At 60.4% G+C, this 26,707-nt stretch carries 26 protein-coding genes, 1 tRNA gene and 1 pseudogene; 25 read left to right on the top strand and 3 right to left on the bottom strand.

All coding sequences use genetic code 11. The features are described from left to right. Positions 1-110 precede the first annotated feature (110 nt). The 12 genes from flgB to F3089_RS09685 all read left to right on the top strand — a co-directional run bounded on the left by flgB (position 111) and on the right by F3089_RS09685 (position 12,247). Positions 111-515 (top strand): flagellar basal body rod protein FlgB, encoded by a 405-nt coding sequence (gene flgB, locus F3089_RS09740; protein WP_151440616.1) that lies wholly within the window; start codon positions 111-113, stop codon positions 513-515. Between the two features lie 3 nt (positions 516-518). Beyond that, positions 519-977 carry a flagellar basal body rod protein FlgC gene (gene flgC, locus F3089_RS09735; RefSeq protein ID WP_151440615.1) on the top strand — a complete coding sequence of 153 codons (459 nt, stop codon included), beginning with the start codon at positions 519-521 and terminating at the stop codon, positions 975-977. Positions 978-998: 21 nt separating this feature from the next. Continuing rightward, the gene (locus tag F3089_RS09730) at positions 999-1,691 is read left to right on the top strand and encodes a flagellar hook assembly protein FlgD (RefSeq protein WP_151440614.1); all 693 of its coding nucleotides are present in this window, start codon (positions 999-1,001) and stop codon (positions 1,689-1,691) included. Between the two features lie 25 nt (positions 1,692-1,716). Then, complete coding sequence (locus tag F3089_RS09725) at positions 1,717-3,663, top strand: flagellar hook-basal body complex protein (RefSeq protein ID WP_151440613.1); 1,947 nt, start codon at positions 1,717-1,719, stop codon at positions 3,661-3,663. Positions 3,664-3,702: 39 nt separating this feature from the next. After that, entirely contained in the window at positions 3,703-4,455 is a 753-nt protein-coding gene (gene flgF / locus F3089_RS09720; protein WP_151440612.1) for a flagellar basal-body rod protein FlgF, read from the top strand. 87 nt (positions 4,456-4,542) lie between these two features. After that, a complete protein-coding gene (flgG, locus tag F3089_RS09715; protein ID WP_151440611.1) occupies positions 4,543-5,328 on the top strand; it encodes a flagellar basal-body rod protein FlgG in 786 nt (261 codons plus the stop codon). 25 nt (positions 5,329-5,353) lie between these two features. Continuing rightward, positions 5,354-6,040 carry a flagellar basal body L-ring protein FlgH gene (flgH, locus tag F3089_RS09710; RefSeq protein WP_151440610.1) on the top strand — a complete coding sequence of 229 codons (687 nt, stop codon included), beginning with the start codon at positions 5,354-5,356 and terminating at the stop codon, positions 6,038-6,040. 23 nt (positions 6,041-6,063) lie between these two features. Beyond that, the gene (locus F3089_RS09705) at positions 6,064-7,158 is read left to right on the top strand and encodes a flagellar basal body P-ring protein FlgI (protein WP_151440609.1); all 1,095 of its coding nucleotides are present in this window, start codon (positions 6,064-6,066) and stop codon (positions 7,156-7,158) included. Positions 7,159-7,168: 10 nt separating this feature from the next. Further along, complete coding sequence (gene flgJ, locus F3089_RS09700; protein ID WP_151440608.1) at positions 7,169-8,155, top strand: flagellar assembly peptidoglycan hydrolase FlgJ; 987 nt, start codon at positions 7,169-7,171, stop codon at positions 8,153-8,155. Between the two features lie 6 nt (positions 8,156-8,161). Next, positions 8,162-10,864 (top strand): flagellar hook-associated protein FlgK, encoded by a 2,703-nt coding sequence (gene flgK / locus F3089_RS09695; protein ID WP_151440607.1) that lies wholly within the window; start codon positions 8,162-8,164, stop codon positions 10,862-10,864. 12 nt (positions 10,865-10,876) lie between these two features. Further along, positions 10,877-12,097 (top strand): flagellar hook-associated protein FlgL, encoded by a 1,221-nt coding sequence (flgL, locus tag F3089_RS09690; RefSeq protein ID WP_151440606.1) that lies wholly within the window; start codon positions 10,877-10,879, stop codon positions 12,095-12,097. Positions 12,098-12,161: 64 nt separating this feature from the next. Then, positions 12,162-12,247 (top strand) — tRNA-Leu (locus F3089_RS09685). Between the two features lie 18 nt (positions 12,248-12,265). Here F3089_RS09685 and F3089_RS09680 read toward each other — a convergent pair. Continuing rightward, complete coding sequence (locus F3089_RS09680) at positions 12,266-12,724, bottom strand: ATPase (protein WP_151440605.1); 459 nt, start codon at positions 12,722-12,724, stop codon at positions 12,266-12,268. A 16-nt stretch (positions 12,725-12,740) separates the two neighbouring features. Beyond that, entirely contained in the window at positions 12,741-14,084 is a 1,344-nt protein-coding gene (locus F3089_RS09675) for an APC family permease (protein WP_151440604.1), read from the bottom strand. A gap of 170 nt (positions 14,085-14,254) precedes the next feature. On the opposite strand from F3089_RS09675, the gene F3089_RS09670 reads away from it, so the two are divergent. Both F3089_RS09670 and F3089_RS09665 read left to right on the top strand, forming a co-directional pair. Further along, complete coding sequence (locus F3089_RS09670) at positions 14,255-14,590, top strand: cation transporter (RefSeq protein ID WP_151440603.1); 336 nt, start codon at positions 14,255-14,257, stop codon at positions 14,588-14,590. Between the two features lie 56 nt (positions 14,591-14,646). Further along, the gene (locus F3089_RS09665) at positions 14,647-15,093 is read left to right on the top strand and encodes a hypothetical protein (RefSeq protein ID WP_095618561.1); all 447 of its coding nucleotides are present in this window, start codon (positions 14,647-14,649) and stop codon (positions 15,091-15,093) included. A gap of 16 nt (positions 15,094-15,109) precedes the next feature. On the opposite strand, the gene F3089_RS09660 is transcribed toward F3089_RS09665, so the two are convergent. Beyond that, a complete protein-coding gene (locus F3089_RS09660) occupies positions 15,110-16,372 on the bottom strand; it encodes an ATP-grasp domain-containing protein (protein WP_151440602.1) in 1,263 nt (420 codons plus the stop codon). Positions 16,373-16,590: 218 nt separating this feature from the next. Here F3089_RS09660 and F3089_RS09655 point away from each other — a divergent pair, with 218 nt between their 5' ends. From F3089_RS09655 to F3089_RS09605, 11 genes and pseudogenes are all read left to right on the top strand, one after another. Beyond that, positions 16,591-16,953, top strand: coding sequence for an NADH-quinone oxidoreductase subunit A (locus tag F3089_RS09655; protein WP_151440601.1), 363 nt, complete (start codon positions 16,591-16,593; stop codon positions 16,951-16,953). After that, a pseudogene (locus F3089_RS16255) lies at positions 16,923-17,450 on the top strand (hypothetical protein); the annotation flags it as partial. The gene F3089_RS09655 and the pseudogene F3089_RS16255, both read left to right, overlap by 31 nt. Positions 17,451-17,909: 459 nt before the next feature. After that, complete coding sequence (locus tag F3089_RS09645; protein WP_225741727.1) at positions 17,910-18,860, top strand: Ni Fe-hydrogenase III large subunit; 951 nt, start codon at positions 17,910-17,912, stop codon at positions 18,858-18,860. Next, entirely contained in the window at positions 18,857-19,753 is an 897-nt protein-coding gene (locus F3089_RS09640; protein ID WP_151440599.1) for a complex I subunit 1/NuoH family protein, read from the top strand. Before F3089_RS09645 ends, F3089_RS09640 begins: the two co-directional genes overlap by 4 nt. Next, on the top strand, positions 19,753-20,289 hold the full coding sequence (locus F3089_RS09635; protein WP_151440598.1) for an NADH-quinone oxidoreductase subunit J family protein: 537 nt from the start codon (positions 19,753-19,755) through the stop codon (positions 20,287-20,289). Before F3089_RS09640 ends, F3089_RS09635 begins: the two co-directional genes overlap by 1 nt. Further along, the gene (nuoK, locus tag F3089_RS09630; protein ID WP_151440597.1) at positions 20,286-20,597 is read left to right on the top strand and encodes an NADH-quinone oxidoreductase subunit NuoK; all 312 of its coding nucleotides are present in this window, start codon (positions 20,286-20,288) and stop codon (positions 20,595-20,597) included. Before F3089_RS09635 ends, nuoK begins: the two co-directional genes overlap by 4 nt. Then, positions 20,594-22,492, top strand: a complete 1,899-nt coding sequence (locus tag F3089_RS09625) for an NADH-quinone oxidoreductase subunit 5 family protein (RefSeq protein WP_151440596.1) — start codon at positions 20,594-20,596, stop codon at positions 22,490-22,492. The genes nuoK and F3089_RS09625 overlap by 4 nt, the downstream gene beginning before the upstream one ends. Positions 22,493-22,507: 15 nt before the next feature. Then, positions 22,508-23,977 (top strand): complex I subunit 4 family protein, encoded by a 1,470-nt coding sequence (locus F3089_RS09620; protein ID WP_151440595.1) that lies wholly within the window; start codon positions 22,508-22,510, stop codon positions 23,975-23,977. Further along, a complete protein-coding gene (locus F3089_RS09615) occupies positions 23,977-25,341 on the top strand; it encodes an NADH-quinone oxidoreductase subunit N (RefSeq protein WP_151440594.1) in 1,365 nt (454 codons plus the stop codon). Before F3089_RS09620 ends, F3089_RS09615 begins: the two co-directional genes overlap by 1 nt. A gap of 137 nt (positions 25,342-25,478) precedes the next feature. Then, complete coding sequence (locus F3089_RS09610; RefSeq protein WP_151440593.1) at positions 25,479-25,673, top strand: DUF2933 domain-containing protein; 195 nt, start codon at positions 25,479-25,481, stop codon at positions 25,671-25,673. 51 nt (positions 25,674-25,724) lie between these two features. Then, on the top strand, positions 25,725-26,630 hold the full coding sequence (locus tag F3089_RS09605; protein WP_353623148.1) for a DMT family transporter: 906 nt from the start codon (positions 25,725-25,727) through the stop codon (positions 26,628-26,630). Positions 26,631-26,707: the final 77 nt, after the last annotated feature.

The following is a 26,707-nucleotide window of genomic DNA, read 5'->3' as shown; positions in this document are numbered from 1 at the left end:
TATTTTTGCCGTTGCGGCGTTAATGCCTGAATACAAAGGAGTGTAGCACTTTGGCACCGCTATTGCTTAATACCGACAAAGCCCGATTACCCGGCAAAAAGGGGCCAGTCATGACCACGATCAGCTTTGACAACGCATTCGGCATTCACGATGACGCTCTGCGGTTGCGCTCCCAGCGCTCCGAAGTGCTCGCCAACAACCTCGCCAATGCCGATACGCCCGGCTACAAGGCGCGTGACATCGACTTCCAGGCGGCCCTTCAGCAGGCCCAGGGCCAGCAGGAAGGCCTGGCGATGACGGCCTCGGACTCCGGGCATATGACCGGCGAGGGTGGCGGTGGCGGCAATCCGGAGCTGATGTACCGCAACCCGATCCAGCCGTCGATCGATGGTAATACCGTGGATACCCAGACGGAGATGTCCAAGTACATGCGCAACTCCATGGAGTTCCAGTCCAGTTTCCAGTTCCTGAACAGCAGTATTAAGGGACTCAAAGACGCACTCGCGGGGCAGTAAACCATGTCACTCAATCAGGTCTTTGATATTGCCGGCTCTGCCATGTCGGCCCAGTCGATCCGGCTGAACACAACCTCCAGCAACCTGGCGAACGCCGAGACGGCCAGTTCCAGTACGGATGACGTTTACCGTGCGCGCAAGCCCGTTTTTTCCGCCATCCAGGCGGACATGATGGGCCAGGGCGGCGGCGTGCAGGACGCGGGTTTTTCGCGCAACGAACTGGAATCCGCCGGGGTTCAGGTGGATGCCATCGTGGAAAGCGATGTTGAGCTGGAGCAGCGTTATCAGCCGGATCATCCCAAGGCGGATGACAACGGCTATGTGTATTACCCGAACGTCAGCGTGGTGGAGGAGATGGCGGACATGATGTCGGCGTCGCGCTCCTTCCAGACCAACGTTGAGGTGATGAACACGGCCAAGAGCATGATGCAGCGCGTCATGACGCTGGGTCAGGGCCAGTAAGCGGGAACGGGGGTAGCGACGATGGACGGCGTTAACAGCTCAACCAATTCGGCTTCGGACATCCTCAAGGAGTACCGGAACCAGAATCAGGGCGGCAAGAGCGAGGGCGGCAACAACGCCTCGGATATGGGCCGCAATGAGTTCATGGATCTCATGATGGCCCAGATGCAGAACCAGAACCCACTGGACCCGCAGAAGAACGAGGATTTTGTGGCGCAGCTGGCCCAGTTCTCCTCCCTAGAGGAGATGCAGAGCCTGAATACCTCGGTTGAGGATGCCATGGGTCAGTTCCGCTCGACCCAGGCGCTGCAGGCCTCCGCCATGGTAGGGCAGCAGGTTCAGGTGGAGGGCAACATCGCCAACCTTGGCCCTGAGGGCGAGGTGAAAGGAGCGGTGGAAGTGCCTTCGGCTACCTCGAATCTGCGGGTCAACGTGTACAACCCTGCCGGGGAACTGGTTCGCCAGATGGACATGGGCCAGCAGGGCAGCGGCACAGTGGATTTCAGCTGGGACGGTGAGAATGGCGACGGTGACCTGATGGAGCCGGGCGATTACCGGGTCCAGGCGGAAGCCCAGTACGACGGCGAGACCCAGGAGCTGGCTACCCGGCTCAATGCGAATGTGGACAGCGTCAACCTGGAGAACGGGGGCGTGACGCTGAATCTGGCAGGGCGTGGCTCGGTGCCGCTTGACCAGGTCAAACAGATTAACTGATAACAAGTAATGGGCGAGGTTTACCATGGCGTTCAATATCGCACTCAGCGGACTCAATGCAGCCCAGACGGATCTGGACGTGAAAGGCAACAACATCGCCAACGCCAGCACCACGGGCTTCAAGCGTTCGCGGACGGAGTTTGGTGACCTCTACAGCTCCGGCCTTCAGAACCTGGGCGATACGTCCGCGGGTGACGGGGTCAGCGTTCAGAACACCCGGCAGCTTTTCCAGCAGGGCAACATCACCGCCACCAGTAATGGCCTGGACATGGCCATTGATGGGGAAGGGTTCTTCGTTCTGGAGGGCGCCAACGGTGAACGCCAGTTCTCGCGGGCCGGTCAGTTCGGTGTGGACCAGAACGGTTTTGTCACCAATAACCAGGGGGCCCGGGTTCAGGGGTTCCAGGCCAATGAAAGCGGGCAGGTTGGTGATGTTCGTGGCGATCTTGAGGTGAACACTGAGAACCTGGCGCCCAAGTCCACCACCAATGTTGCGGCGAATCTGAACCTGGACTCGAGGGAAACGGTTCTAAGGGTTGATCAAACCCTGATCGAAGCCAATGGTGACCAGATCAATGAGCTTTTCTCTGGAGCCATTGGCAATGCAGGATTTGATCAGACTGATTGGTCGATTACTGACCCGGAGGGAACAACGTCCACCTTCTCGACCGCGGACAACAACTCCGCAGCCGGCATTGCTGCGAGTTTTGCAAGTCAGTCAGGGGTAACAGCCACGGCCAGTTCCCAGGCGACGATTTCTGGGCTCTCCAATCCGGACTCCGCGGATACGCTGCGGTTCGCTCTGTCTGATGGGGGTGGCGGTTTCAACTATGACATTGGTGGAAGCTCCACACTTCAGGACATTGCTGATGGCATCAACGCCGATGGTTCGATTGACCTCAACGCGGCGATAAACGGTGGTGATCTGGAACTGACCGATAATGAAGGCCGGAATATTGAAGTTGAGTTGACAGGCGGAGGTAGCACTGAGCTGCAGCTTGATTCACAGGGGTCTAGTGGTCCGGAAACGCTCAGTGACACCAATACCGGTCCCTTTACGGTCGTCGGCAACCTCGAGTTCACGGTTCAGGATGGTTACGGCCTTTCAGCCAGTAATTCACAGATTCTGAGCGGCAGTGAAACCGGCACGTCTGACGTTCAGAACGCATTCGCTCCCAATGATCCGAATACGTACAACCATTCAACGTCCACAACGATTTACGACAGCCTGGGCAACCCTCATGAAATGACCCAGTACTTTGTTAAGCAGTCACAGGTAGGGAACCCGGATAATTCCTGGAAAAGTTATGTGGAAATTGACGGTGAACTGGTGGGTAACAGTGCCGAAAATCCGGGAGGAACTGAGGGATTTGATCTGGTGTTCCAGACCAACGGTAGTCTGGACACAGCTCAGTCCGATGAGGTTTTGATCAACGACTGGGAACCAAAAGACGAGAACGGTAACCCGAATGGTGCGGCAGGACCTGATGGCAGTGTCACAGAGCCTCCGCTGCCCCAGGGTAACGACAGCTCCAACTTCGTGCTTGATTACACCAACACCACTCAGGTCGGCTCCGGGTTTGCCGTCAATGACCTCCAGCAGAATGGCTTCGCAACCGGCCGGCTGACGGGCCTGGATGTGAGCGAAGAAGGCGTGATCCAGGCGCGTTTCAGCAATGGCGAGTCCGAGGCGCTGGGCCAGATCGCTCTGGCCAATTTCCGGAACAACGAAGGGCTTGCTCCGGTTGGGGATACCGCCTGGGTTGAAACCATCGACTCCGGCGATGCGGTGATCAGCCGCCCCAATACCGGTCCTCTGGGCGCAATCCAGTCCAGCTCCGTTGAGGAATCCAACGTCGATCTCTCCGAGCAGCTCGTGGGTCTGATTACCGCCCAGCGGAACTTCCAGGCCAACTCCAAGACCATTGAGACCTCGGACCAGATCACCCAGACCATCATCAATCTGCGGTAATTCCGCGGGTTGAGGACTGAATGAGCACAGGAGGGTTCCATGGACCGCTCGCTCTATATTTCGATGACCGGCGCCAAGCAGAACATGTACGCGCAGCAGGTCAACGCCAACAACCTGGCGAACGCGGACACTACCGGGTTCAAGCAGGACTTCGCCAATGCCCGCAGCATGCCGGTATACGGCGAGCATCATCCGTCCCGGGCCTATGCCATGACGGAGAACCCCGGGGCGGATCTGAGTCATGGCCCCATGAAGCAGACCGGTCGCTCCCTGGATATCGCCATCAAGGGTGACGGTTGGCTGGCGGTGGAGCCGGAACCGGGTGATGAGGCCTATACCCGTGCGGGAAGCCTTCAGGTTGATGCCAATGGCATCCTGCGTAACGGCGAAGGGCTGCCGGTCATGGGTAACGGAGGCCCGGTGGCCGTTCCGCCGGCGGATAAGATCGAGATCGGCTCGGATGGCACGCTTTCAGTCGTTCCAGCCGGGGCGCCCAGTGACCAGCTGGTGGAAGTGGACCGGCTCAAGCTGGTGGACCCGGGGGAGGACCAGGTCCAGAAGGGGGATGACGGTCTTTTCCGTCTTAAACCGGATGCCGACCAGCAGGGCCCCCTGCAGCCGGACGGCGATGTCCGGGTGGTCAGCGGGTTTCTGGAGGGCTCCAACGTCTCCGCCGTGGAATCCATGATCCAGAACCTGCAGCTTTCCCGCCAGTACGAGATGCAGGTCAAGGCCATGCAGACCGCCGACGAGAACAGCCAGAGCGTGGCACGCTTGTTGCAAGACCTCTGATGGAAACGTCATGGGTGACGGAAAAGCGGCAACCCGATGCCGCCCGCCCGGAAGGGCGCCTCACCCACGCGATCGGAGGACAGAACAATGCATCCAGCACTTTGGGTCAGCAAGACCGGCCTCGCCGCTCAGGACAAGCAGCTGAGCACCATCTCCAACAACCTGGCGAACGTCAATACCACCGGATTCAAGCGTGACCGGGCCAATTTCCAGGATCTGATGTACCAGACGGAGCGCCAGCCCGGCGGCCTGTCTTCCCAGAATACGGAATTGCCTTCCGGGCTGCAGCTGGGTACTGGTGTACGCGTTGCGGCCACCAGCAAGGAGCATACCCAGGGGGACATGAAGGTCACGGACCAGTCCCTGGACCTGGCCATTGACGGCGATGGCTTCTTCCAGGTGCTCAAGCCGGATGGTGAGATCGCCTACACCCGCAATGGTGAATTCCAGCTCAATTCCGAGGGCGATATTGTCACGCCCAACGGCAACCCGCTGGAACCCAACATCAACGTTCCCGAAGATGCCACTTCCGTGACCATCGGACGTGACGGCACTGTCAGCGCCAAGATTGCCAACGAGCCGGAACCGCAGCAGCTGGGCCAGATCGAGCTGGCGGATTTCGTGAACCCCCAGGGGCTTCAGGCCATAGGCAGCAACCTCTATCAGGAGACCGCGGCCAGCGGGGACCCGTTGATCGGGGAGGCCGGCATTGACGGCATCGGCACCATCGAGCAGGGCATGCTGGAGGGCTCCAATGTGGAGGTGGTCGAGGAAATGGTGAACATGATCACCACCCAGCGGGCCTACGAGATGAACTCCAAGGTCGTCTCCTCCTCGGATCAGATGCTCCAGTTCATTACCCAGAACCTGTAACGCCTCGGGTAGGGGGAGAACCGTTATGACCAAGCCGTCCATACTGCTCAAAAGGGCCGCGTTGCTGATCCTGATGGTGACGCTGGTGGGCTGCCAGGCGATGACCCGTGAGCGGGCCAAGCCAGGTGATCCCGCGTTCGCGCCGGTGGAGCCAGAGGCCATGATGGCGGATCAGCCGGTCAACGGCTCCATCTACCAGAATTCCCGCCGGCATAATCTGTTCAGCGACAGCAAGGCGCTCAATGTGGGGGATGTTGTGACCGTGCAGCTTCAGGAGTCCACGGCGGCATCCAAGACGTCCAATACCAGTATTACCAAGGACAGTGAGACGGATATTGAGGCGCCGTCGGTTCTGGGCCAGGACGGTCTGGGGATCGGGACCGATGTGAGCCAGGACCGGGAGTTTGACGGTGAGGCCGAGGCGGATCAGAGCAACCAGATCAGCGGCAGCATCACGGTTACTGTGGTGGAAGTGATGCCCAATGGTGTGTTGCGGGTGCGCGGCGAGAAATGGCTGGAGCTGACCCAGGGCAAGGAATACGTCCGGGTGTCTGGCTTGATCCGGCAGCAGGACATTGGTTCGGATAACCGTGTGAGTTCCCGCCGGATCGCGGATGCGCGCATCTCCTATGGTGGCACCGGCGACTTTGACCAGGCCAATCGCATGGGCTGGCTGACCCGCTTCTTCAACAGTGAATGGTGGCCGCTTTGAGGTTTCGTACAGGAGGGTTTGCCATGTGGAACCGGATTGCCGCGGTATTGATGCTGGCAGTGATGGTCGCCACACCGGTCCAGGCCGACCGGCTCAAGGACCTGACCTCGGTCAAGGGTGTGCGTGACAACCAGCTGGTCGGTTACGGCCTGGTGGTGGGACTTGATGGCAGCGGGGATGGTGCCCCGTTCACGAACCAGAGTCTGCGCAATATGATGGACCAGTTTGGCATCACCATTCCTCCTGGTGTTGACCCCGGTGCGGACAACGTTGCGGCCGTGATGGTTACGGCGAATCTGCAGCCCTTTGCCAGCCCCGGCCAGGAAATTGACGTTACCGTGTCTTCCGTGGGTGATGCTGACAGCCTGCGCGGCGGGACACTGCTGATGACGCCACTGCAGGGGGCGGACGGAAAGACCTATGCCATGGCCCAGGGAAGTCTCGTAGTCGGTGGCTTCGGTGCTCAAGGCCAGGACGGCTCCTCCATCTCCGTGAACGTACCGAGTGTTGGGCGTATTCCCCAGGGCGCAACCGTTGAGCGCAAGGTGCCCACCGCCTTCTCCGAGGGGGACACCATCACCCTGAATCTGCGCAATCCGGATTTCACCACCGCACGCCGGGTGGTTGAGGCGATCAACAACAAGCTGGGCTCGGAGACGGCTTATGCGAAGAATGCCTCGTCCGTGCGGGTGCGTGCACCAAGGGACGCGTCACAGCGGGTCAGTTTCCTGTCAATCCTTGAGAACATCGAGATTACGCCGGCGGAAGAGTCCGCGAAAGTGGTGATCAACTCGCGCACCGGCACCATCGTGGTCGGGGAGAACGTCAGGGTCAGCCCGGCGGCGGTCACCCATGGCAACCTGAGCGTGACCATTACCGAGAATCCGGAGGCTGTGGCTCCTGGTCTTTTCGGCGAGGGCGACCCTGTTGTGGTGCCGCAGACCGATGTGGCCATCGAGCAGGAGGAAGCTCGCATGTTCAAGTTCGGGCCAGCGGTCACCCTGAACGAGATTGTGCAGTCCGTGAATCAGGTGGGCGCGGCACCGGGCGACATCATGGCCGTGCTGGAAGCTCTGAAGCAGGCCGGCGCACTGCGCGCGGAACTGATCGTCATCTGAGGTTGAAACCATGATCCAGTCATCCCCGGGCGGTACCAGCGACGCGCACATCTATACCGACATGAGCGCCATGAGCGATCTCAAGCATATGGCCGGCACGGACCGGGACAAGGCGCTGGAGAAGGTCGCCAAACAGTTCGAGGCGCTGTTCCTGCAGCAGATGATGAAGTCCATGCGCTCCGCCAACGAGGTCTTCAGCGAGGGCAACTACCTGAACAGCCAGGAGACCGAGCAGTACCAGGACATGTTCGACAAGCAGCTGACCCTGAGCCTGACCCAGGAGCGCAGCATCGGCATCGCCGATCAGTTGGTGCGCCAGCTGGGCGGAGGAGAGCAGGGCGCTGACCGCCCGGACGCAAGGACGAGCATAACTGATTACAGCCGCCAGATGCCGGCTCCGGATCCGCAGCTGGCGGAGCGTGTGGACGAGGTCCGTCAGATGATGCCGGAAGAGGGTAATGCCAGCTCTGACTCTGCTGCGGGCAGCCGCAACGAGCTGCCGGAACAGTTTAAGGGGCCGGAGCACTTTGTTCAGGAGCTCAGCCCCATTGCCCGTGATGTCAGTGAGCAGACCGGTGTGCCGGCGCAGGTGATGATTGCGCAGGCCGCGCTGGAAACCGGCTGGGGGCGCAACATGATCGGTGGTGAGCAGGAACCCAGTCGCAACCTGTTCGGCATCAAGGCGGATGAGCGCTGGAACGGGGATAAGGTCGAGATCACCACCACCGAATACCGGGATGGGCTGCCGCTGAAGGAGAAGGCGGATTTCCGCGCCTACCCGGATTACGCCAGCAGCTTCGAGGACTACGCCAGCTTCCTGAACGAGAACCCGCGCTACCAGAAGGTACTGCAGCAGGCGGATGACCCGCAGGCCTTCGCCCAGGCGCTCCAGGATGCCGGTTACGCCACGGACCCGGCCTATGCCGACAAGATCCAGAACATCATGGAGCGGCCCACGCTGGGCGCCGTGATCGATGACGGGACGGAAGGGGAGTAAGCTGCCATGAGTCTGCTGAATACGGGCCTGACCGGGATCCTGTCCAACCAGAAGGCACTGGAGACCACCAGTAACAACATCACCAACGCCAATACGCCCGGCTACAGCCGGCAGCGGGCGGATTTCGTCTCCAATCCCTCCCAGGCTACGGGGAGTGGTTACATTGGACAGGGGGTTAACGTTGCCGACATACAGCGCCTCAACGATGAATTCATCAATACCCAGCTGCGTTCAGACACCACCCTTCACTCGGAACAGACCGCCCTGGTCGAGAACCTGAATGGCATGGACGATCTCCTGGGGAACGAGAAAACCGGTCTTAACCAGGCCCTGACCCAGTTCTTCGGCACCCTCCAGGATGCAGCAGAGAGCCCGGCCTCCAGCTCGCTGCGGGAGCAGGTGCTGAACCAGGCGGATAACCTGGTAGCACGGTTCAAGTCCGTGGACTCTCAACTGCGTTCACGGGAACAGACGGTGGATGATCGCATCTCCGCCAATTTGAGCGAGATCAATTCATTGGCCGACGGCATAGCGGAACTCAACGTCAAGATTGCCGAGTCGCCGGGTCGCGCCAGCGGGCGTGAAGCGAATGACCTTCTGGACAAGCGCGACGAGAAACTGCGCCAGCTTTCGGAGCTGGTGCAGGTCCAGACCAATGAGAACAACGACGGCACCGTTGATGTGAGCATCGGCAAGGGCCAGGGCATTGTCAGCAAGGGCAACAGCGCCACGCTGCGTCTGTCAGGCAGCACCGAGCAGGCGGGCCGTCGGGAAGTGCTGCTGGAGGGCGTTGGTCGCGATCGGGCCATCACCCATGAGATCACGGGTGGTGCCTTGGGTGGCAACCTGACCTTCCGGGACGAGATCCTGGAGCCGACCCTGAATGGGATCGGGCGGATCGCCATTGGGCTATCCGAGCGCATGAACGAGCAGCACCAGCTGGGCCAGGATCTTAATGGCAACCTGGGGGGCAACTTCTTTCGCGATATCAACTCGGAAAGCCTGGCCCGTGGGCGGATCACGCCCTCCGCTGAAACCGCCGAAAGCGGTAACCGGCAGGCCCGTGTAAACATCACCGACAGCAGCAAGCTGGATACCCGCTCCTACACACTGGAATTCACCGGCCCGGACGATCAGCAGTACCGCATCCGCGACGCCACCAGCGGGGAACTGGTGAAAACCGGCAGCATCAGTGACAGCCGGCCCTCGACCATCTCCATGGAAGGCTTTGAGATCGAACTGGAGTCCGGCGATTTCCAGCAGGGCGATGAGTTCACCATCCGGCCCACCTTCAACGGTGCGCGGGATATGGCGACAGAAATTGTCGCCGGAGAAGAGATTGCTCTGGCTGCTCCCATCCGCGCCGAAGCCAGCAGCGGCAACCAGGGAACCGGGCAGATCACCCAGGGCACCATGCTCGACATTCGTAACCCACAGACTGGCCGCCGCCTGGATGCTCTGGACGAGAACGGCAACCTTGATCCGCCCATGGAGATCCGGTTCCTCTCTGAGAACCGCTATGAGGTGGTAGACGTTTCTGACCCTGCCGATCCCAAGCCACTGGATCCGCCCATGAACAATGTGCGGTTTGAGCCGGGTAGGACGAACACCGTGTTCAGTGGGGATCCGGGTAATCGGACCTTAACGGCTTCAGGGCCAGCGGAAAATGGCCCTATCGCTGATCCTGATTCTGTTTACGGCGAGCAAAACATCACCATACGGACCCGCGATCCGGAAACAGGAGTAGTGTCAACCCAGCCACCAATCACTATCAATGAGAACGGTGATAAAGAATCAGCTCGCTCGATTGCCGACAAGCTCAATAACCAGCGTGGCGTAGAGGCGACGGCTTACACGGAAGCAACGCTGACTCCAGATCCTTCAAATCAGGGGAATAACCCTGATATCGAGGTTGCTCTTGTGGAAGGTGGGGATGTCAAAGACGTAACTCTGAATGTCAATGGACCGCTGACGGCGGATAGCCTTAACCAAGCTATTCAAGAGAACTCAGACTTCCAGTCGCTGGGGCTCTCGGTTACAAACGATGGAGACAGTGTGAAGCTGCGGTCGGACCGTGGTGAAGATATCCGCATCTCGCTCGACGCAACCAATGGCGCTGAGCTCGGTGTTGGGAAACCGAATCCCTATGGGGATGGGGGGACTACTGGATCGGAGACGCTCAGCGATGGTGAACAGGCAACCGTTGGCGGCTATGTGGATACCACGCTTGCCGATGGCGTGCGTCTAACGGCGACTGATAATCCATCTCCGGAGAATTTCTTTGATCCTGCTCCCAGCAGCGACCCGGCCTACAAAGGCTTCCAGTTCGAACTCAGCGGTAACCCAAAGGCCGGCGACAGCTTCCGCCTTGAAACCAACGAGGGTGGCACCTCGGATAACCGTAACGGCCTGGCGCTGGGCGACCTGAACGCCAAGAACTACCTCGATAACGGCAATTTCAGCTTCACGGACGCCTATGGTTCCGTGGTCGAGGATGTGGGCTCGCGCACCCAGACTGCCCAGGTGGACAAGGAAGCAGCGGGGACGCTCATGGAGCAGTCCCAGAAACAGTGGGAGGAGCAGTCCGGCGTTAATCTGGACGAAGAAGCCGGCAGGCTCATCCAGTTCCAGAACGCCTACAGCGCCTCATCGCAGGTGGTCTCGGTAGCCCGGGACCTGTTCAATACCCTGCTCGGCACCTTCAACTAAGGGAGGCGGATCATGCGTGTTTCCACCAGCCAGATCTTCAACCAGGGGATCCAGCAGTTCCAGAACCTTAACGCCCAGCAGGCGCGTACCCAGGAGCAGGTGGCCACTGGCAAGGAGGTGCTCAGCCCCTCTGATGACCCGGTGGCGTCCACCCGTATCGTTCAGCTCAAGGATGACCTGGCGCGCAGCGAGCAGTACCAGGATACTCTGGACATGACACAGACCCGGCTGGAACGGGAGGACGGGACGCTCTCCAGCTATACGGATGCGCTGGCGCGCACCCGCGAACTGATGGTCCAGGCGGGCAGTGGTTCTCTGAGTGAGTCGGATCGTGAGTCCATCGCCCAGGAGCTGCGGCAGGTGAAGGGGCAGATGGTCAGCCTGGCCAACACCCAGGGCCCGGAAGGCGAGTTCCTGTTTGCCGGTTTCCAGGGCGGGGAAAAGCCGTTTGGCGAGGATGTGTCCGGCAACATTGAGTACCGGGGCGATTCCGGCGAGCGTTCAGTGCAGATCGATGACGGGGTCACGATCAAGGTGAACGACAATGGCCGGGAGACGTTCGAGGCCATTCCCAGCGACCGGCCCACGTTCAATACCCGTGCGGCCCAGAATAACGAGGGCAGCGGCCGGATCAGCAGCGGCGTTGTAACCAACCGGGAGGAGTTCGAGCAATTCTACCCAGACGACCTGGTGGTTACTTTCGACGAGGTTAGCGGGAACACCGAATACACCGTCAAATCCCAGAGAACGGGTGAGGAGTTCATTTCGGGTGAGGATTATGTGAGCGGCAATCCCATCGAAGTGAATGGAATGCGGTTTGAGGTCAGCGGTGAGCCGAAAAAGGATGATAGCTTTACGGTGACCAGTGGCGACCAGCAGAGCATCTTCGGCACCATGGAGAAGATGATCGAGGGGCTTGAGACACACCCCAATACCCCGGAAGGGCGCGAAGCGCTTGAGGATACCATCGACCAGGGTCTGGCCAACCTGCAGAACGCCGAGGACCGGGCCACGGAAATCCAGGCCGGCGTGGGTACACGCCTGAATACCGTGGAAAGCACCAAAGAGTTCCTGAAGGACAGCGATCTTCTGGCTCAGGAGACTTTGTCAGACCTGGAAGATGTGGATTATGCCGAGGCCATCAGCCGTCTGACCCAGCAGAACTTCACGCTCCAGGCGGCCCAGCAGTCGTTCGCCCGGATCTCACGTCTGTCGCTGTTCGACGCTCTGTGATTGACGCGGCACTGGCCGCGCGTATAATCCGGCGGTCACTGCCCATTGCAGTGAGCCAGCCTGACCGGGAGTGGCGGAACTGGTAGACGCGCTCGACTCAAAATCGAGTGGCCTTGTGCCTTGTGGGTTCGAGTCCCACCTCCCGGACCATCTTCTGAAACACGCCTCTCACACGTCCTGCATGCGTCCGATTTCCCGGGCGATCCGCATGGCTTCGTGACGTTCCAGGTTCAGCAGGTTTTCCACCATTTCCCGGGCTTCCGGAATTTCGGCGCGATCCTGAAGGTTCTGGTAGAGATCGATGATCTGGTCGTGGAAGTCAAAGATCTTGCGGCAGATGTCATCGAACCCCATGTGGGTGTAGGGGAGATCACAGGTCCGGTGGGTTTCAATCGGCTTGTGGGACAGGAAGTCATAGATCCAGGTCTTCAGGGCTTTGGCGTCGCTTTCGCGCTCAAAGGCCGTGACCAGCTTCTCCAGCTCCGCCTCGTGGGTTGCCAGGTAGTCGAGCAGTATTCGAGCGCGTTCTTCCTGGTGCTCGCTCGCGCAGTGGGCCAGACAGGTGGCCATGTGGTGGTGGAGTGTGCGGGTCCAGTCGATAAGGTCCTTGAAGGTCTTGAGTTCCATGAAGGTTGCTCCTTGATCATGCCCCGTGATGGTGGTGGTCGTCATCCGGGGTAGCGGGGTTGTTGGCGAGGAAGACGCTTTCCACGAACAGAATGACCGCCATGGCCAGCGCTGCCACGCCAATGACAACAGGATCGGTGACAAGCTTCACCCAGATAAACCCACCCAGCACCAGGAGATCAAGCAGGATTGCCGTCACCAGGATGGCGCCATTGGCGCCGACCTCCTGCTTCAGGTACCTCAGCACACCCCAGTGAATGGCGATGTCCATGATCAGGTAGAAGATGATGCCCAGGGCGGCGATCCGCGTGAGGTCGAAGAAGGCGGTCAGGATCAGGCCCAGAACCACGGTGTAGACCAGGGTGTGCTTCTGGATGTCGCCGGGCATTCCGAAATGGCTGTGGGGAACCAGCTTCATCTGGGTCAGCATGGCCAGCATCCGCGAGACGGCAAAAATACTGGCGATGATGCCGCCGGCGGTGGCGGTCATGGCCAGGATGACGGTAAACCAGAGGCCGTAATCACCGAGCGCGGGCCGAGATGCGGCTGCCAGTGAGTAGTTGCGCGTTTCAATGATTTCGCCCAGGGACAGGTTGCTGGCTACCGCAAAGCCTACCAGTGTGTAGATCACCACGCAGAGGGCAATGGAGATGATGATGGCGCGGCCGACATTACGGTGCGGGTCATTCACCTCAGAGCCACTGTTGGTAATGGTGGTGAAGCCCTTGAAAGCGAGTATGCCCAGCGCGGTGGCACCGAGGAAGCCGGTGATCGTTGGCTCGGGTTCGGAGCGGGTGAAGTCAACCGCAATACTGTCGGCAATCGCCACACCGACCAGACCGAAGATAATGATCCCGACGATTTTCACGATGCCAATGAGCGAGGCCGTGCCCTCGATCAGGCGGTTGCCCGAGAGGTTGATCAGGAAGGCCACCAGCAGCAGGCCCACACCGAGCACCGGAACCAGTCGGCTCTGGTCACTGACATCAAACAGCTGGAGCGTGTAGGAGCCGAAGGTCCGGGCCAGAAAACTCTGGGCAATGACCATCGAGAAATACATCAGAAGCGCATGGAAGGCGGTCGGCAGAGTGTTCCCGTAGGCCTTGTGAAGGTACATGCCGATGCCGCCCGCCGAGGGGTAGGTATTGGACATCTTCACATAGGAATAGGCGCTGAAGGCCACGATCACGGCGGCTGACAGGAAGGCCAGGGGGAAAAGCGTGCCTGTCATCTCCGCCATCTGGCCGGTAAGTGCGAATATGCCGGCGCCGATCATGACGCCGGTTCCCAGCATCACGGCTCCCGGCAGCGTCAGGCTGTTTTCCGCGTAGCGCGGGGTTCGATCATCCTGTTCAGTCATGGTTTGTCCGTCTTTGTCCAGGTGAGCCGCGTTTTGGAGTCAGCCAAGCTTAACCCTGGAAACTGAATCAGAGCTGATTCGCCAGCGTCACAATTATCAGCCCTGATTCAGCTTCGCGTGCCATTATTATTGAAGTGGAGAAAGTTCACAAATTGCCAGGAGACTCGAGTATGGCTAAACCTCATCGGGCTATTGTCAACGAATGCTGCCTCGTGATCCGGCACCTGAAGCTGGACAATCTGGATCATGAAAAAGCGGAAGCCATCGGGCAGGCAATCGACCAGATCACAGGAATCGATATGGTCTCGCTGGACGACGACAGGTCCATCCTTAATGTTGCCTACGATGCCGGTAAGGTAAATATCGAGGACATCGAGACGGTAGTGCGCGAGTATGGGGCCGACATCGCGCAGGGATGGTGGACGCGGTTCAAGGAGAGCTGGTACCGGTTCAGCGACAGCAATGTCCGGGAAAACAAGGAACGCACTCCGTGGAGTTGCCACTGAAAGTGGGCCGTGTCAGGGTTTGAGCTCGCGAAAACAGGAACTTGGAGTCCCGACACATGAGGAACTGGTGCAGGTGGCTCTATTCTCCCGAGTTCAACGTTGTCCTGTTCGGCTTCCTGCTCAACTACCCATGGGAGTTCCTGCAGGTTCCTTTTTACCGGGACATGCCCCAGGCCGCGCACTGGGATGCCATTCTTTTCTGCTCCCGAGCTACCGCCGGGGATGCGCTGATCGCTCTGGTCAGCTTCTGGGGAGTTGCTCTTGTATCGCGGAACCGGCGCTGGATTGTGCAGGCCACTCCCTGGCAGGTCATTAAATTCTCGGCGTTTGCGGTGATGATTACCATCGGGCTTGAGTGGCACGCGACGGTGGTTGCCGAGCGCTGGGCCTATGCAGAACAGATGCCGGTGATTCCGGTTATAGGAACCGGGCTGCTGCCGCTCCTGCAGTGGATCGTCCTTCCGCCCCTGATTGTCTGGCTTGTGCACCGACAGATTCGTTGACCAGTACCCCTCCACCTTACACCTGAAAGACGGGTGCGAATCCACCTCCGGGGGTGCGGAAGTTGGTTGTCTGCCCCTTGTAGACGCGTGCGGCTGCAAGCAGCCGTTTTCCGGCGTACGTGTAGAGGCGGATGTCGACTTTTCTGCTCGTTATGGTGTCATCAATCCGGACGTTTCGTTCCCCGGCGGGAACCAGCTCCTGAGCGATGTAATCGTCCTCCAGAATGTTTTCAAATACGCGCCGGGTCATTTTGTCACCCCGGTAGACACCTTTGCTGCCGTGGCTTGCCACCGGCTTGAAGAACAGTTTGCGCCGAGCCTCCCACAACGCCGTTGCGTCTTCCCTGGAAACCAGTCGAGTTCTCGGAACAGCTTTCTCCAGATAGCGCGCATCCGCTTCATTCAGACCCCAGTCCCGCAGGCATTGGGGGGCTGACAGGAGGGTCAGGTTCCGCTTGTCGGCGAGCAGGGCGTGCACCCGGGGATTGGGTGTCACTACTGCCGCGCCGTCGAGATACGCCTGCCTCAACAGTGCGTGGGCAGGGGCTTCCAGGGCAAAATCCACCAGCCGGTTGTATACCATGTCGATGGGCTTCCCATCCGCTGTCAGCCTGCCATTGGTATACTCGAGCTCGGAGGGATCGAGGATCAATGTATCCAGTCCCCGATCCAGGAGCAGCCTTTGAGCGAGCTGAAACTCGGGAAACATGAACTGGCTTTTCGGGTCGTTATCCACGATGGCCAGGCGGCCGGGTGTTGAATCGCCACATTGCGTCTGCCATTCGTGTTTGAACATGGCGAACACCGCATCCTCGAAGCCGTCAAGGGCCGGATTGCTCGAGCCGCTCTGCTGGGATGGGTTGCAGCATTGATGCTGAGCCCGGGCAAGCTCAGCGTTCAGAAAGGCGCCCCCCGCATTGGTATTGATCTCGATCAACTGAGGGCCGTCGGGGCCCAGGTGAAAGTCATAGCCCATGAACGCCCCTATCGGTCCTGGATCGAAACCCGCAATGTTCGGTGCCCAGGACAGGACCTGTTCCTGATACCCCGGAAGTCCTGTAGCTGACTCGATAGCCTGGACGATTCGCTCCATCGTCGACATGTCAGCTTCCGGGACGAAAACTGCTGTGTTTGAGAAGAGGTGCTGAAGTTCGGGGATCCCTGACGATTCATGGTCAGCGTCCGGAAATTGATCCCGGAGACTTTTTTCGAGGGCTTTCTGGTCAAGAGTGATGCAGAAGCATTCCCGATTGAGCCGAGCTGCTTTGGTATTGGTCATACAGGAGGGGATCCCGATTCTGAGGTCGATTAACGTTAAAAAAAGCCAGTTCTGGTGGCAATTGTCAGCTCTGTTTCAGCCTCGCGTGTTGAAGTTTATGCAGTAGCATGCTTGCACGAGCGCACGACTCATTGGGCGGAAAAGTATCCTTGAAAGTTATGATTATTTCTGGTGTATAGCAAGGGAGGCACATGGTTGTGCGAGCTGGAGGATAATTGATGAGCGCTCTGGAGCAATACAGCCTGCTGCTGGCCCTGGCGGTCGGCATCGTGGGAACCGTAATCGGGCTGTACGGGCTTGCCCGCGCAATGGGCCTGACGCGCCGGGAGCAGGGCAAGGATGTGCCCGCGAGTTCCGGAGTGCTGTCACGGGATCCGGTATGGGGGCGCTATCACGCGCGGTACTACGGTTACGCGCTGCTGTTCCTGGCTTTCGACATGGAGATGGCTTTTATGTATCCGTGGGCTGTCGTGTACAAGGAAGTAGGGCTGGTTGCTTTGCTTGATATGGGCGTGTTCCTCGCCATCCTCTTTCTCGGCCTGCTCTACGGATGGAGCCAGGGGGCTCTGAGACGGCAATGACATCTGATTCACCACTGCCCCTTGTGGGCGCCCGCCAACAAAAGTGGCCCTCGCTACTGCAGAAGCTGATCTCATGGGCTCTGGCGCGCGACCTGAGCTGTCTGGTCGTCCCGGGACCGGAAGTGGCTCTGGCGCACGGTCTGGACGTGACCTCGGCAGGCATGCGCATCGCTGCTACGCCTCGGGATGCTGGTGTACTCCTGATTATCGGGGAGCTGCCACAGAAAATGGACGAAGCGGTGGCGGTGCTCTACGCGCAGATGCCCCGGCCGCGCGCCGTACTCGTGCTGGGCGGACCGGCACCGTCATCCTTACCTCACGCCGATGTTTCCGCGGGCCTCTCACAGGAGGAACTGACCGAAGCCGTTGGCCGGCTGCGGAGGGCGATGGCTGAAGGCGCTTTTGCAGCCTCCCCCGAGGACTTCGACGCCTCTGTCCTGCATGTCAGGATTGAGTACGTCTGCCCCATGCACCCGGAAGTTGTCCAGGACGAGCCGGGCAGCTGCCCGAAATGCGGCATGGACCTGGTGGCTCATGAGGCCGGGGATGACACGGGTACTGCGGAAGCCGGCGCAGGGCACGGCCACCACCATGATCACGAGCACCACGAGCACCACGAGCACCACGAGCACCACGAGCACCACGAGCACCACGAGCACCATGGGCATGATCACGAACATCAGCATGGGCATGATGACGAACAGCATCAGGACCATGGGCACGAACACTGCCATGATCATGAGTCCCAGGACCAGGACCAGGACCAGGACCAGGACCAGGACCAGGACCAGGACCAGGACCACCATAAACATCATCAGGACCATGAGCATCATCATGGCGGCGATCATGAACACCACCATGATCATGAACACCACCATGGTGAAGCCCAGGGGCAGTCAGAACATGACCATTCCGGTCACGATCATTCCGGCCACGATCATAGTGCTGGCGGGTTTATGTCCATGATCGAAGTGACCAAGGACCTGCCCCGCAGCGCCGACGGGCTGCAGATGGACTGGCTTGAGGTGCCGTTCGGTCCTGTTTTCCCCGGTCTGCCCGGTGGATTGAAGTTGACGTTCACGCTTGATGGTGACGGCGTGACGGCAGGGCAGGCGACCTCCCTGGTGGGCATGGCTACCGAAGGCGAAGACTTTGAAGAGGTGGAGGCTGGTACCTTCATCGAGCACCTGGCATCGGCAATGCCGCTGGCGCCGGTGAGCTATCGCCTCCTGGCCTGTCTTGCCATTGAGCAAGCCGCCGGTGTGAATGACGATCCGGCGACCACGCAGGCCCGGAACGGTGCACTTGAACGTGAACGCATCGCGAGCCATCTGGGCTGGCTGGCCCAGATGGGGCGTCAGTTCGGCTTCGCCTGGCTGACGAACCGTGCTTCGACCCTGCAACTGCAAGTCAGAGAAGCTAACCGGAACAGGCTTATTGAGCTGGCGCCGGCACTGCGGGCACTGGGTGCCCGTCTCGGTCGGACACCTTTGTTAAAGGCACGGCTGAAGGGTATCGGCGTACTGCCCACGGAATCTTCTGATCTGCGCGGCCCCGTGGCGCGTGCTGCCAACGAAGGCGGAGATGCCTGGGCCCGCCTGTGGCAACGCCTGGCCGAGATATCGTCGAGCCTCGACCTTATCAAGGGGGCCGGGGAGCCTGAGCTGCCATCCCTGCGCGACATTGGCGATGTGTCAGGAACCGGTGAAGCAACCGTTGATACTCCGCGCGGTGAGGCCAGGCTAAGCCTGAAGCTGGAACGCGGCCGGGTGACGTCATACAAGCTGGATACTGCCTGCAGCCACCATATCGAGCTGGTCGCGAAACTGGTCGAGGGCAGGGAACTGGGTGACGCACTGGTGACGGTCGGCTCACTGGACCTTTCGCCCTGGGAGGTGATCCCGTGACTGTCGCCATTGTTCTGCTCACGCTGCTTGGCAGCGCCTGGCTGCTCGCCGTGATCGAGGGCTGGACGGTAACTGGACGCCTGCGGCCGGCCGCACCTCTGCTCAGTGGCCTGGCGCACCTAGGTCGTGAATCCATTGTGCCGCGCTCCCCGGACCGGGTCTTTTTCGAGGCGGCGCCGGTGCTGCTGTTGGTTGTCGCGGTGCTTGGCGCGGCGGTCCTGCCGCTGGCGCCGGACCTGGTCATCGCGGATCTGGGCACCGGCGCGCTGTTTATCAATGCCGCTCTGGCCTATGTGCTGGTCGCGCTGATCATGGCGGGCTGGGGGCCAAACGGCGCCTACGCGATGATCGGCGGCTGGCGCTTTCTCGGTCAGCTTATTGCCTATTCCATGCTGATTGTCATGCCGATCACGGCCGTGGCCATGCGTGCGGAGTCCCTGGTGAACACCGAGATCGTTGGCTCCCAGGCTGCCTTGTGGAACATCGTCTACCAGCCGCTGGGATTCGTGCTGTTTTACATTGCCGCCATGGCGCTGGCGTTCCGCTCGCCATTTGATCTGCCCACCGCCGAGGGGGAGCTGGCGGGTGGCGTGGATGCCGAATACACCGGCGTGCGCCTGGCGGTACTGCGCCTGGCGCGCCTGACACTGGTGCTAACGCTGGCTGCCGCGACCACGGTCTTCTACCTGGGCGGCTGGCACGGGCCGCTGCTGCCGCCCTGGGCCTGGAGCCTGATCAAGACACTGGCCGTGGCCGTGTCGATGCTGTTGGCCGGTGGCTATCTGCCGCGCATTCGTGAGGCGGATCTGATGAGGTGGTGCTGGACGCTGGGGATTCCCCTGGCACTGCTCAATATTGTCATTGTCGGTTTGCTGATTCTGGTGGTGCCGTAATGGGTGCTCAGGCTTTTTTCCTTGCCGTTTTCGGGCTGGCTGCAGTTGGGTTCGGCGTGGCGGTGTTCCGCACCTCGTCCATGGTGCGTTCCGCGCTGGCGCTTTTGTTTTCGCAGACTGCCGTAGGCTTTATGTTCCTGGTTATGCAGACCGAGTTCCTGGGGGTGCTGCAGATCATGATGATGGCCACGGAGATGAGCATCATGGCCATCTTCATGGTGATGTTCATGATGGATCCCGGTGGGCTTGGCGGCATGGACATGACCCACCAGAAGCGCTTTTCAATTGGCGCCGGGGTGGTTGCCGCCGGCGCCGCAATCGCCGTTGCGCTGCTGGCCGACTGGGGGCCGGTGACGGTCCAGGCGCCGGACGCGGCCATGCAGACACGGGAACTGGGTCATGAGCTGCTTGGGCGCTCGATGCTGATTTTTGAAACCGCGGGCGTCACGATCCTGACCGCAATGATCGCGGCCACGGCGGTGGCGATCCCGGTGCAGAACCTGGCGAGTAAAGACGACAAGGAGGTTTCGGAATGACCGCAGTCCTGATCGTAGCGCTCGTCACCGGCGCCATCCTGTTCGGAATCGGTGTCTATGGCGCGCTATCCCAGACCAATCTGGTCATGATCATGATGGGTGTGGAACTCATCCTGGCCGGCGCGCTGGTGAACCTGGCTGCTTTCTGGCGTTTCCTGCATCCCGAGAGCTATTCCGGCCAGATGTTTGTGCTGGTGGTGATGACGGTGATGGCCGTGGAGATGGCGGTCGGCTTTGGTGTCGCGATTGCCCGCTTCCGGGCCAAGGGTTCGGTAGAGATGGAAGAAGCGGAGGACCTTAAAGGATGAGTGCCGTGCTGCTGCCGGTATTGCCGCCACTGCTCGCTACCCTGGCTGTATTGGTCCTGCGCCGGGGCGGAGCTGTTCTGGCCCTGGCCGGAGTAATGTCCAGCCTGGCGGGAAGTCTCTGGCTTCTGGCCCGGGTCGCCGACGGACAGGCTGAAACGCTGCTTCTGCCCGGTCTGCCGGACATGCCGCTGCGACTGGTTGCCGGGCCGCTGACCGCGCTGCTCACCGTAGCGGTGGCCACGGTGGGTACTTTCGTGCTGATTTACGCGGTCGGGTACATGAAACGGGAGTCCGGTCTGGCCCGTTTCTACGCCGTGATGTCCCTGTTCCTCGCCGCGATGCAGGCACTGGTACTGGCCGGCGACTGGGTCCTGCTGCTGGCGGCCTGGGAGCTGATCGGGCTGTGCAGCTACCTGCTGATCGGCTTCTGGTTCCAGCGACCCAAAGCCGCGAATGCCGCCGGCCGCGCCTTCCTCTATACCCGCAGCGCCGATCTTGGGTTGTATGTCGCGGTATTCATGCTGATCGGGTCGACAGGTACCAGCGAGATTGCCGCCTCCCTGGAGTCTGGTGGTAGCGCATCGACGGTTGCTGGGCTTTTGCTGCTGCTGGCGGCCATGGGCAAGTCGGCGCAGGTTCCCTTGCAGGACTGGCTCATGCGCGCCATGGCGGGTCCGACTCCGGTCTCGGCGCTGCTTCACTCGGCTACGCTGGTGGCGGCAGGCGCGATCCTGCTGATTCGTGCCTTCCCGCTGCTGACACCCGAGGCCCTGCTTGCCGTCGGAGTTGTCGGTGGCGTTACCACGGTGGCAGCCGGGGTGATTGCCCTTGCGGAAAGTGATCTTAAACGCCTGCTTGCGGCTTCGACCGCCAGTCAATACGGCCTGATGCTGATCGCGGTTGGCGCCGGGGTTCCGCTGGTGGCCCTCTTGCATTTGCTCGCCCATGCCGCCATCAAAAGCACCCTCTTTCTCGCTGCCGGCGACTTCCAGCATGCCCGTGAGGGGACCGGCTTTGACCGGCTGGAGGGCGTTGGCCGCGCGAGGCCCTGGGCCTTTGCCGGCTTTGCGTTGGCGGCGCTGGCACTGGCGGGCATCCCGCCGCTGAGTGGGTTTTTCTCCAAGGACGCGGTCATCGCCGCTGCCCTGTCCGCGCAGGGCGCGGCCTGGCTCGGCCCTCTGGCGCTGGCCGGCACGCTGCTGACCGGCACCTATATGGCCCGGGCCCTGCGCCTGCTGTGGCAAGGCTCCGGGAAAACCGGGGCTGTCGCCGGTAGTGCCTGGATGCGGGCGGGCATCTGGGGTTTGGTGATCCCGGCCGCTGCCCTTGGGCTGGCTTTTGGGCCCATCGAGGGAATTCTTGATCTGCCCACCCGGGAAGCTGAAGGCACTGGCGCCGTGCTGCTCGGACTGCTTGCCGCAGTGGTCGGCCTGGCGCTGGGCTGGCTTGTCTCGGCGCCCCGACTGCTTGGACCGGTTTATCCGTGGGCTCAACGGGGACTTGCCGTCGGCGGTGGGCTGACGGCCTGGGTAGGTCGGCCTGCAATGGCCATGGCCAGGGGGTGTGAACATTTGGAGGGCCGCCTGTATGCGGCCGTGCTTGGTGTCGGCCGTGGCGGTCTCATTATTGCCCGTGGGGGTGAGCGCCTTGAACAGTCCCTGTATCGGGCCGTGCTTGGCGTCGGTCATACGAACCTGGCTGTGGCTCACCTGGTGCGGGTCGGGGATGAGCGCCGTATTGATGGCCTGATCTTCGCCCTGGTGTCCGGGGTGCGCGCCCTGGGCGCGCGGGCGCGAACCCTGCAGAGCGGCCTGATCCACCACAGCCTGGCCATCAGCGCCGTAGCCACCGCTGTGACACTTGTCATCCTGTTTCTAGCTTCATTGAGTTTCTAGAGGGAACCCGTACTCATGCTACCACTCGTATCTCTTACCCTGTTCCTGCCTCTCGCCGGCGCCCTGTTGATTCTGTGTTTGCCGAAACCGGCGGCGCGGACGGTGCACGGCATAGCGATTGCCAGTGCCGCCCTGACCCTGGTCGGCGCTCTCGCCATGTGGCTGCAGGGTGTGAGTGGGGCTGGCTTTTCCCAGGTCGAAGAGCTGGAATGGATGCCGGCCATCGGCGCCGCCTACCGGGTCGGGGTTGATGGCATCAGCCTGCCGTTAGTGCTGCTGAGTGCCGTGCTGTTCCTGGTTTCGTTCATCTACGCGTCGTCGCTTCGCGATCGCCCGCGCGCCTACCTGGCCCTGGCCCTGCTTCTGGAGACCACGGCAATCGGAACCTTTACCGCCCTCGACGGGATTCTGTTTTATGTCTTCTTCGAAGTCTCACTGGTATCAATGTATTTCATGATCGCCGGGTGGGGGCATGAGGATCGGCAACGCGCGGCACTCATGTTCTTTATTTACACGCTGCTGGGCAGCCTGCCGTTGTTACTCGCCATCCTTGGGCTTTACCTGGGCAGCCCCGAGCCCAGCTTTGATATGCGAGCCTGGATTGCCAACCCACCACTGGAAGGGGCGGCTGCCATGTGGGCGCTGGTCGCCATGCTGATCACCTTCGCGGTCAAGATTCCTGCTGTGCCGCTGCACACCTGGCTGCCCGCCGCCCATGTTCAGGCGCCGACCGTCGGCAGCGTCATCCTGGCGGGCATCATGCTGAAGTTTGGCACTTACGGCCTCGTCCGCTTCGCCCTGCAGATGACCCCCGAGGCTTTCCACCAGGCGGGCCTGGTTGTGCTGGTCATTGGTGTCGTCAGCGCGCTTTACGGCGCCTTTGCCGCCCTGGCGCAAACGGATCTCAAGCGCCTGGTTGCCTATACCTCGGTCAACCACATGGGCTACGTGATCGTCGCTGTCGCCGCAGCCGCGCTGACTCTGGACCCCTCGGTGCGTGCTGTTGCTCTGGACGGCGCCGTGCTGCAGATGTTCAGTCACGGCCTGGTCACCGGCGCCCTGTTCCTGCTGGTGGGCATGATTCAGGATCGTGCCCATACCCGTGAAATGGGCGAGTTCGGGGGGCTGCTCAAAACGGTCCCGCTGCTTGGCTGGTCCTTTGCCCTGGCCGCTTTTGCGTCCCTGGGCCTGCCGGGGCTGGCGCACTTCCCCGCTGAATTCCAGATATTTCTCGCTACCCTGGGTACCGTTCCCGTCGCGGTGGTCGTGATTCTGGGAATTGCCATTATCGCCGGGACCTTTCTCAAGGCACTCCGTGAAACCTTTCTGGGTGAGCCCCGGGAGCGCTGGCATGCCATGCCGGATCTGAGTGGGCGGGAACTGCTTGCCGTGGCGCCGCTGCTGGTGCTCGCTGTCGCCACTGGTGTGGTGCCGTCCTGGGTGCTGGCCATCATTCACCGGACCACATCGGCGCTGGTGCTGTAATGGCTCGTGACCTCGCATTACTGATTCCGGAGATCGCCGTCCTGTTGACGGCGGTCGGCGCGCTGATTGCGGAAATGCTGCGTCGGCCCCGGGCGGCAATGGCCGTCGCCGTCATCGGTCTGCTCGTTGCCACGGGGCTGACCCTGCGCCTGGTAGGCACGGACACAACCGTTTTCGGCGGCAGCTTCCGGATCGATGGGCTCAGTGTCTGGGCCAAGCTTGTTCTGCTGCCCGCTACAGCCCTTTCCATACTGCTGGCACGTGTGGATGTAGCGGGCTCCGCGCGAGAGGGCACGGTCTACAGCCTGTTGTGCTTTGCCACCCTGGGCGCCCTGGCGCTGGCGGGGGCAGGGGACACCATGTTCCTGGTGCTGGGTACACTGCTGACCGGTCTAGCCACCTTTGCCCTGGTTGCCTATCCGGACACCGACCCGGCTACCGAAGCGGCAATGAAATTCTTCGTGTTCGCTTCGGTCACCACGGCGATCATGATTTTCGGCCTGACGTACTGGTTTGGCGCGTCCGGCTCCACGCTGCTTGCGGATCTTCCGGGCATGGACACCATGCCGATGGCCGTCATTCTCGGGTTCGTGGCTGTTGTTGTTGGCCTGGGCTACAAGGCATCGCTGGTTCCGTTTCATTTCTGGGCACCCGACGCCTACGAGGGGGCGCCCCTATCGATAGCAGCCTACCTGTCCGTGGTCCCAAAGGTTGGTGCGCTGTTCGCGTTAACGCAGGTGGTTCGTGCCATGCCCCCGGAAAGTGGCTGGACCGTCGTCATCGCGGGCCTGGCGGTGTTGAGCATGACCTATGGCTATCTCGCGGCGCTGGTGCAGGATAACGTCATCCGGCTGCTGGCCTATTCGTCGATTGCCCAGTCCGGCTATTTCCTTCTGGGCATTGTGGCGGTGGGCTCCAGTGAGCTTGCATTACCATCGCTCATTCTCTTCGCCGCTGCCTATGCGGCTATGAACCTCGGCGCTTTCGCCGTTGCCGCCGCAACCGGGCGCACTCTGAGCGATTTTGGCGGGCTGGGGCGCGCGCGGCCTTTGATGGGAATCGCAATGGTGATCTTCCTGCTGTCGCTGGTCGGCATTCCGCCACTGGCTGGCTTCGTCGGCAAGTTCCTGCTCTTTGCTGCCGCCATCGATGTCCAGCTCACCTGGCTGGCAGTGGTGGCGATCATTAACAGCGTGCTGGCGCTCGCGGTGTACCTGCGCATCATTGTGCCGATGTACAGGCCGGCCGAGACAGCGCCCTCTGCACCAGGCACATGGCCCGTCATCGTAGTGGTGATCACACTTTCCGCCACGCTGATCATTGGGCTGTTCGCCCAGTCCCTTCTTGGGCAGCCAATGGTGTAGGCGCCCCGAAGGAACTGCGGTAACACCCCCCAGTCCATTGTCGCAAATCCGGTGGGTTTCAGCCCTGTCTCAGCTTTGTGTGTTCAACTCACAAAGAGGTTACGCCTGACGAAAAATACCCCACTAAAGGAACGGTTATGGATGGGCGTTTGAAGGTTGCACTGGCGATATTTGCGGTTATTGCGCTGTTTTTCCTTTGGGGTGAGTACAAGGTTCATCTTCCTGGTGCCTTACCCTGGCTCATACTTCTGGCCTGCCCTCTAATACATCTATTCATGCATGGCGGACACGGTGGCCATGGCAACAACGAGGGAGATCAGCGAAATGACTGATGAGGTACCAGATCATCGTTCCAGGGCAGAAAGCGTGGGTTTGAGCAGTTGGTGAGCCAGTCACTATCAATACGTACAGTGGTGGGGATGGTGCTCGTCGCGTTTCTCTGGGCGATCTGTTTCCCCTTTATCGTCGTGGGCTTGCCAGACGCACCACCGCTGCTTTTTGCTGCTCTGCGGGCCTTCCTGGCGGGCACTTGTCTGATTCTCATCGCAATATATACAGGCGCTCGCGTCAACTATTCACCTCGGCAGTTACTGGTATTGGCGGTTATAGGGTTCAGTTATACCGGCATGGGACTTGGAGGTATGTTTCTGGGAGCTGGCAAGTTGGGGCCTGGTGTTGCGACAGTTCTGGCTAATGCACAACCCTTATTTGCGGCAGTTCTGGCGGTCTTTATGATCAACGAGGTTATCACCGGGCGTGTGTTTGCAGGGTTGCTCGTCGGCTTTGTCGGGGTCGTGGTGCTCGCCATGCCTGAAATGGACTTTGGTGGCTCCCGATTCATAGGAGCGCTCTATGTTCTTGGCGGTGCGATAGGAACAGCAGTAGGGAACGTCTTGCTGAAATATCAGGCAAGTGCTGATGACGTGTATTGGGCGATGGGTATTCAGCTTCTTATCGGGTCAGTCTTTCTGGCTATTGCGTCTGTGAGTTTTGGCGAGAGCGTTGATATTGACTGGACCTGGTCCTTCGCGACAGCGCTGTTTGTACTGGCCGTTCCAGCTACGGCGTTGATGGTCGTACTCTGGAATATTCTGCTGGCCAGTGCCCCTTTGAATCAACTCAATTCTTTCACCTTTCTGACCCCTGCGTTTGGCCTCCTTGTTGGCATACTTGCTTTTGATGAGACATTCAGCCTGGTCGAGATGGTTGGGATAGCGGTCACGATTGTCGGGTTGTTTATCGTTGTAAAAGCCCCTGAACCGATGCGATATGCGGGGCCGCCTTCCTGATTCACTGAAGCAGGGTTTGTTCAGGCACGACCCAGGAAAAGACAGAGTGTTCCATTTCTTATGTCCTCCTTTCAGGA

The sequence above is a fragment of the Halospina sp. K52047b genome (assembly GCF_008709855.1).
Lineage (GTDB): Bacteria > Pseudomonadota > Gammaproteobacteria > Pseudomonadales > Oleiphilaceae > Halospina > Halospina utahensis_B.
The sequence above is the reverse complement of the archived record's forward strand: the minus strand, read 5'-3'. Positions and strand labels throughout refer to the sequence as shown.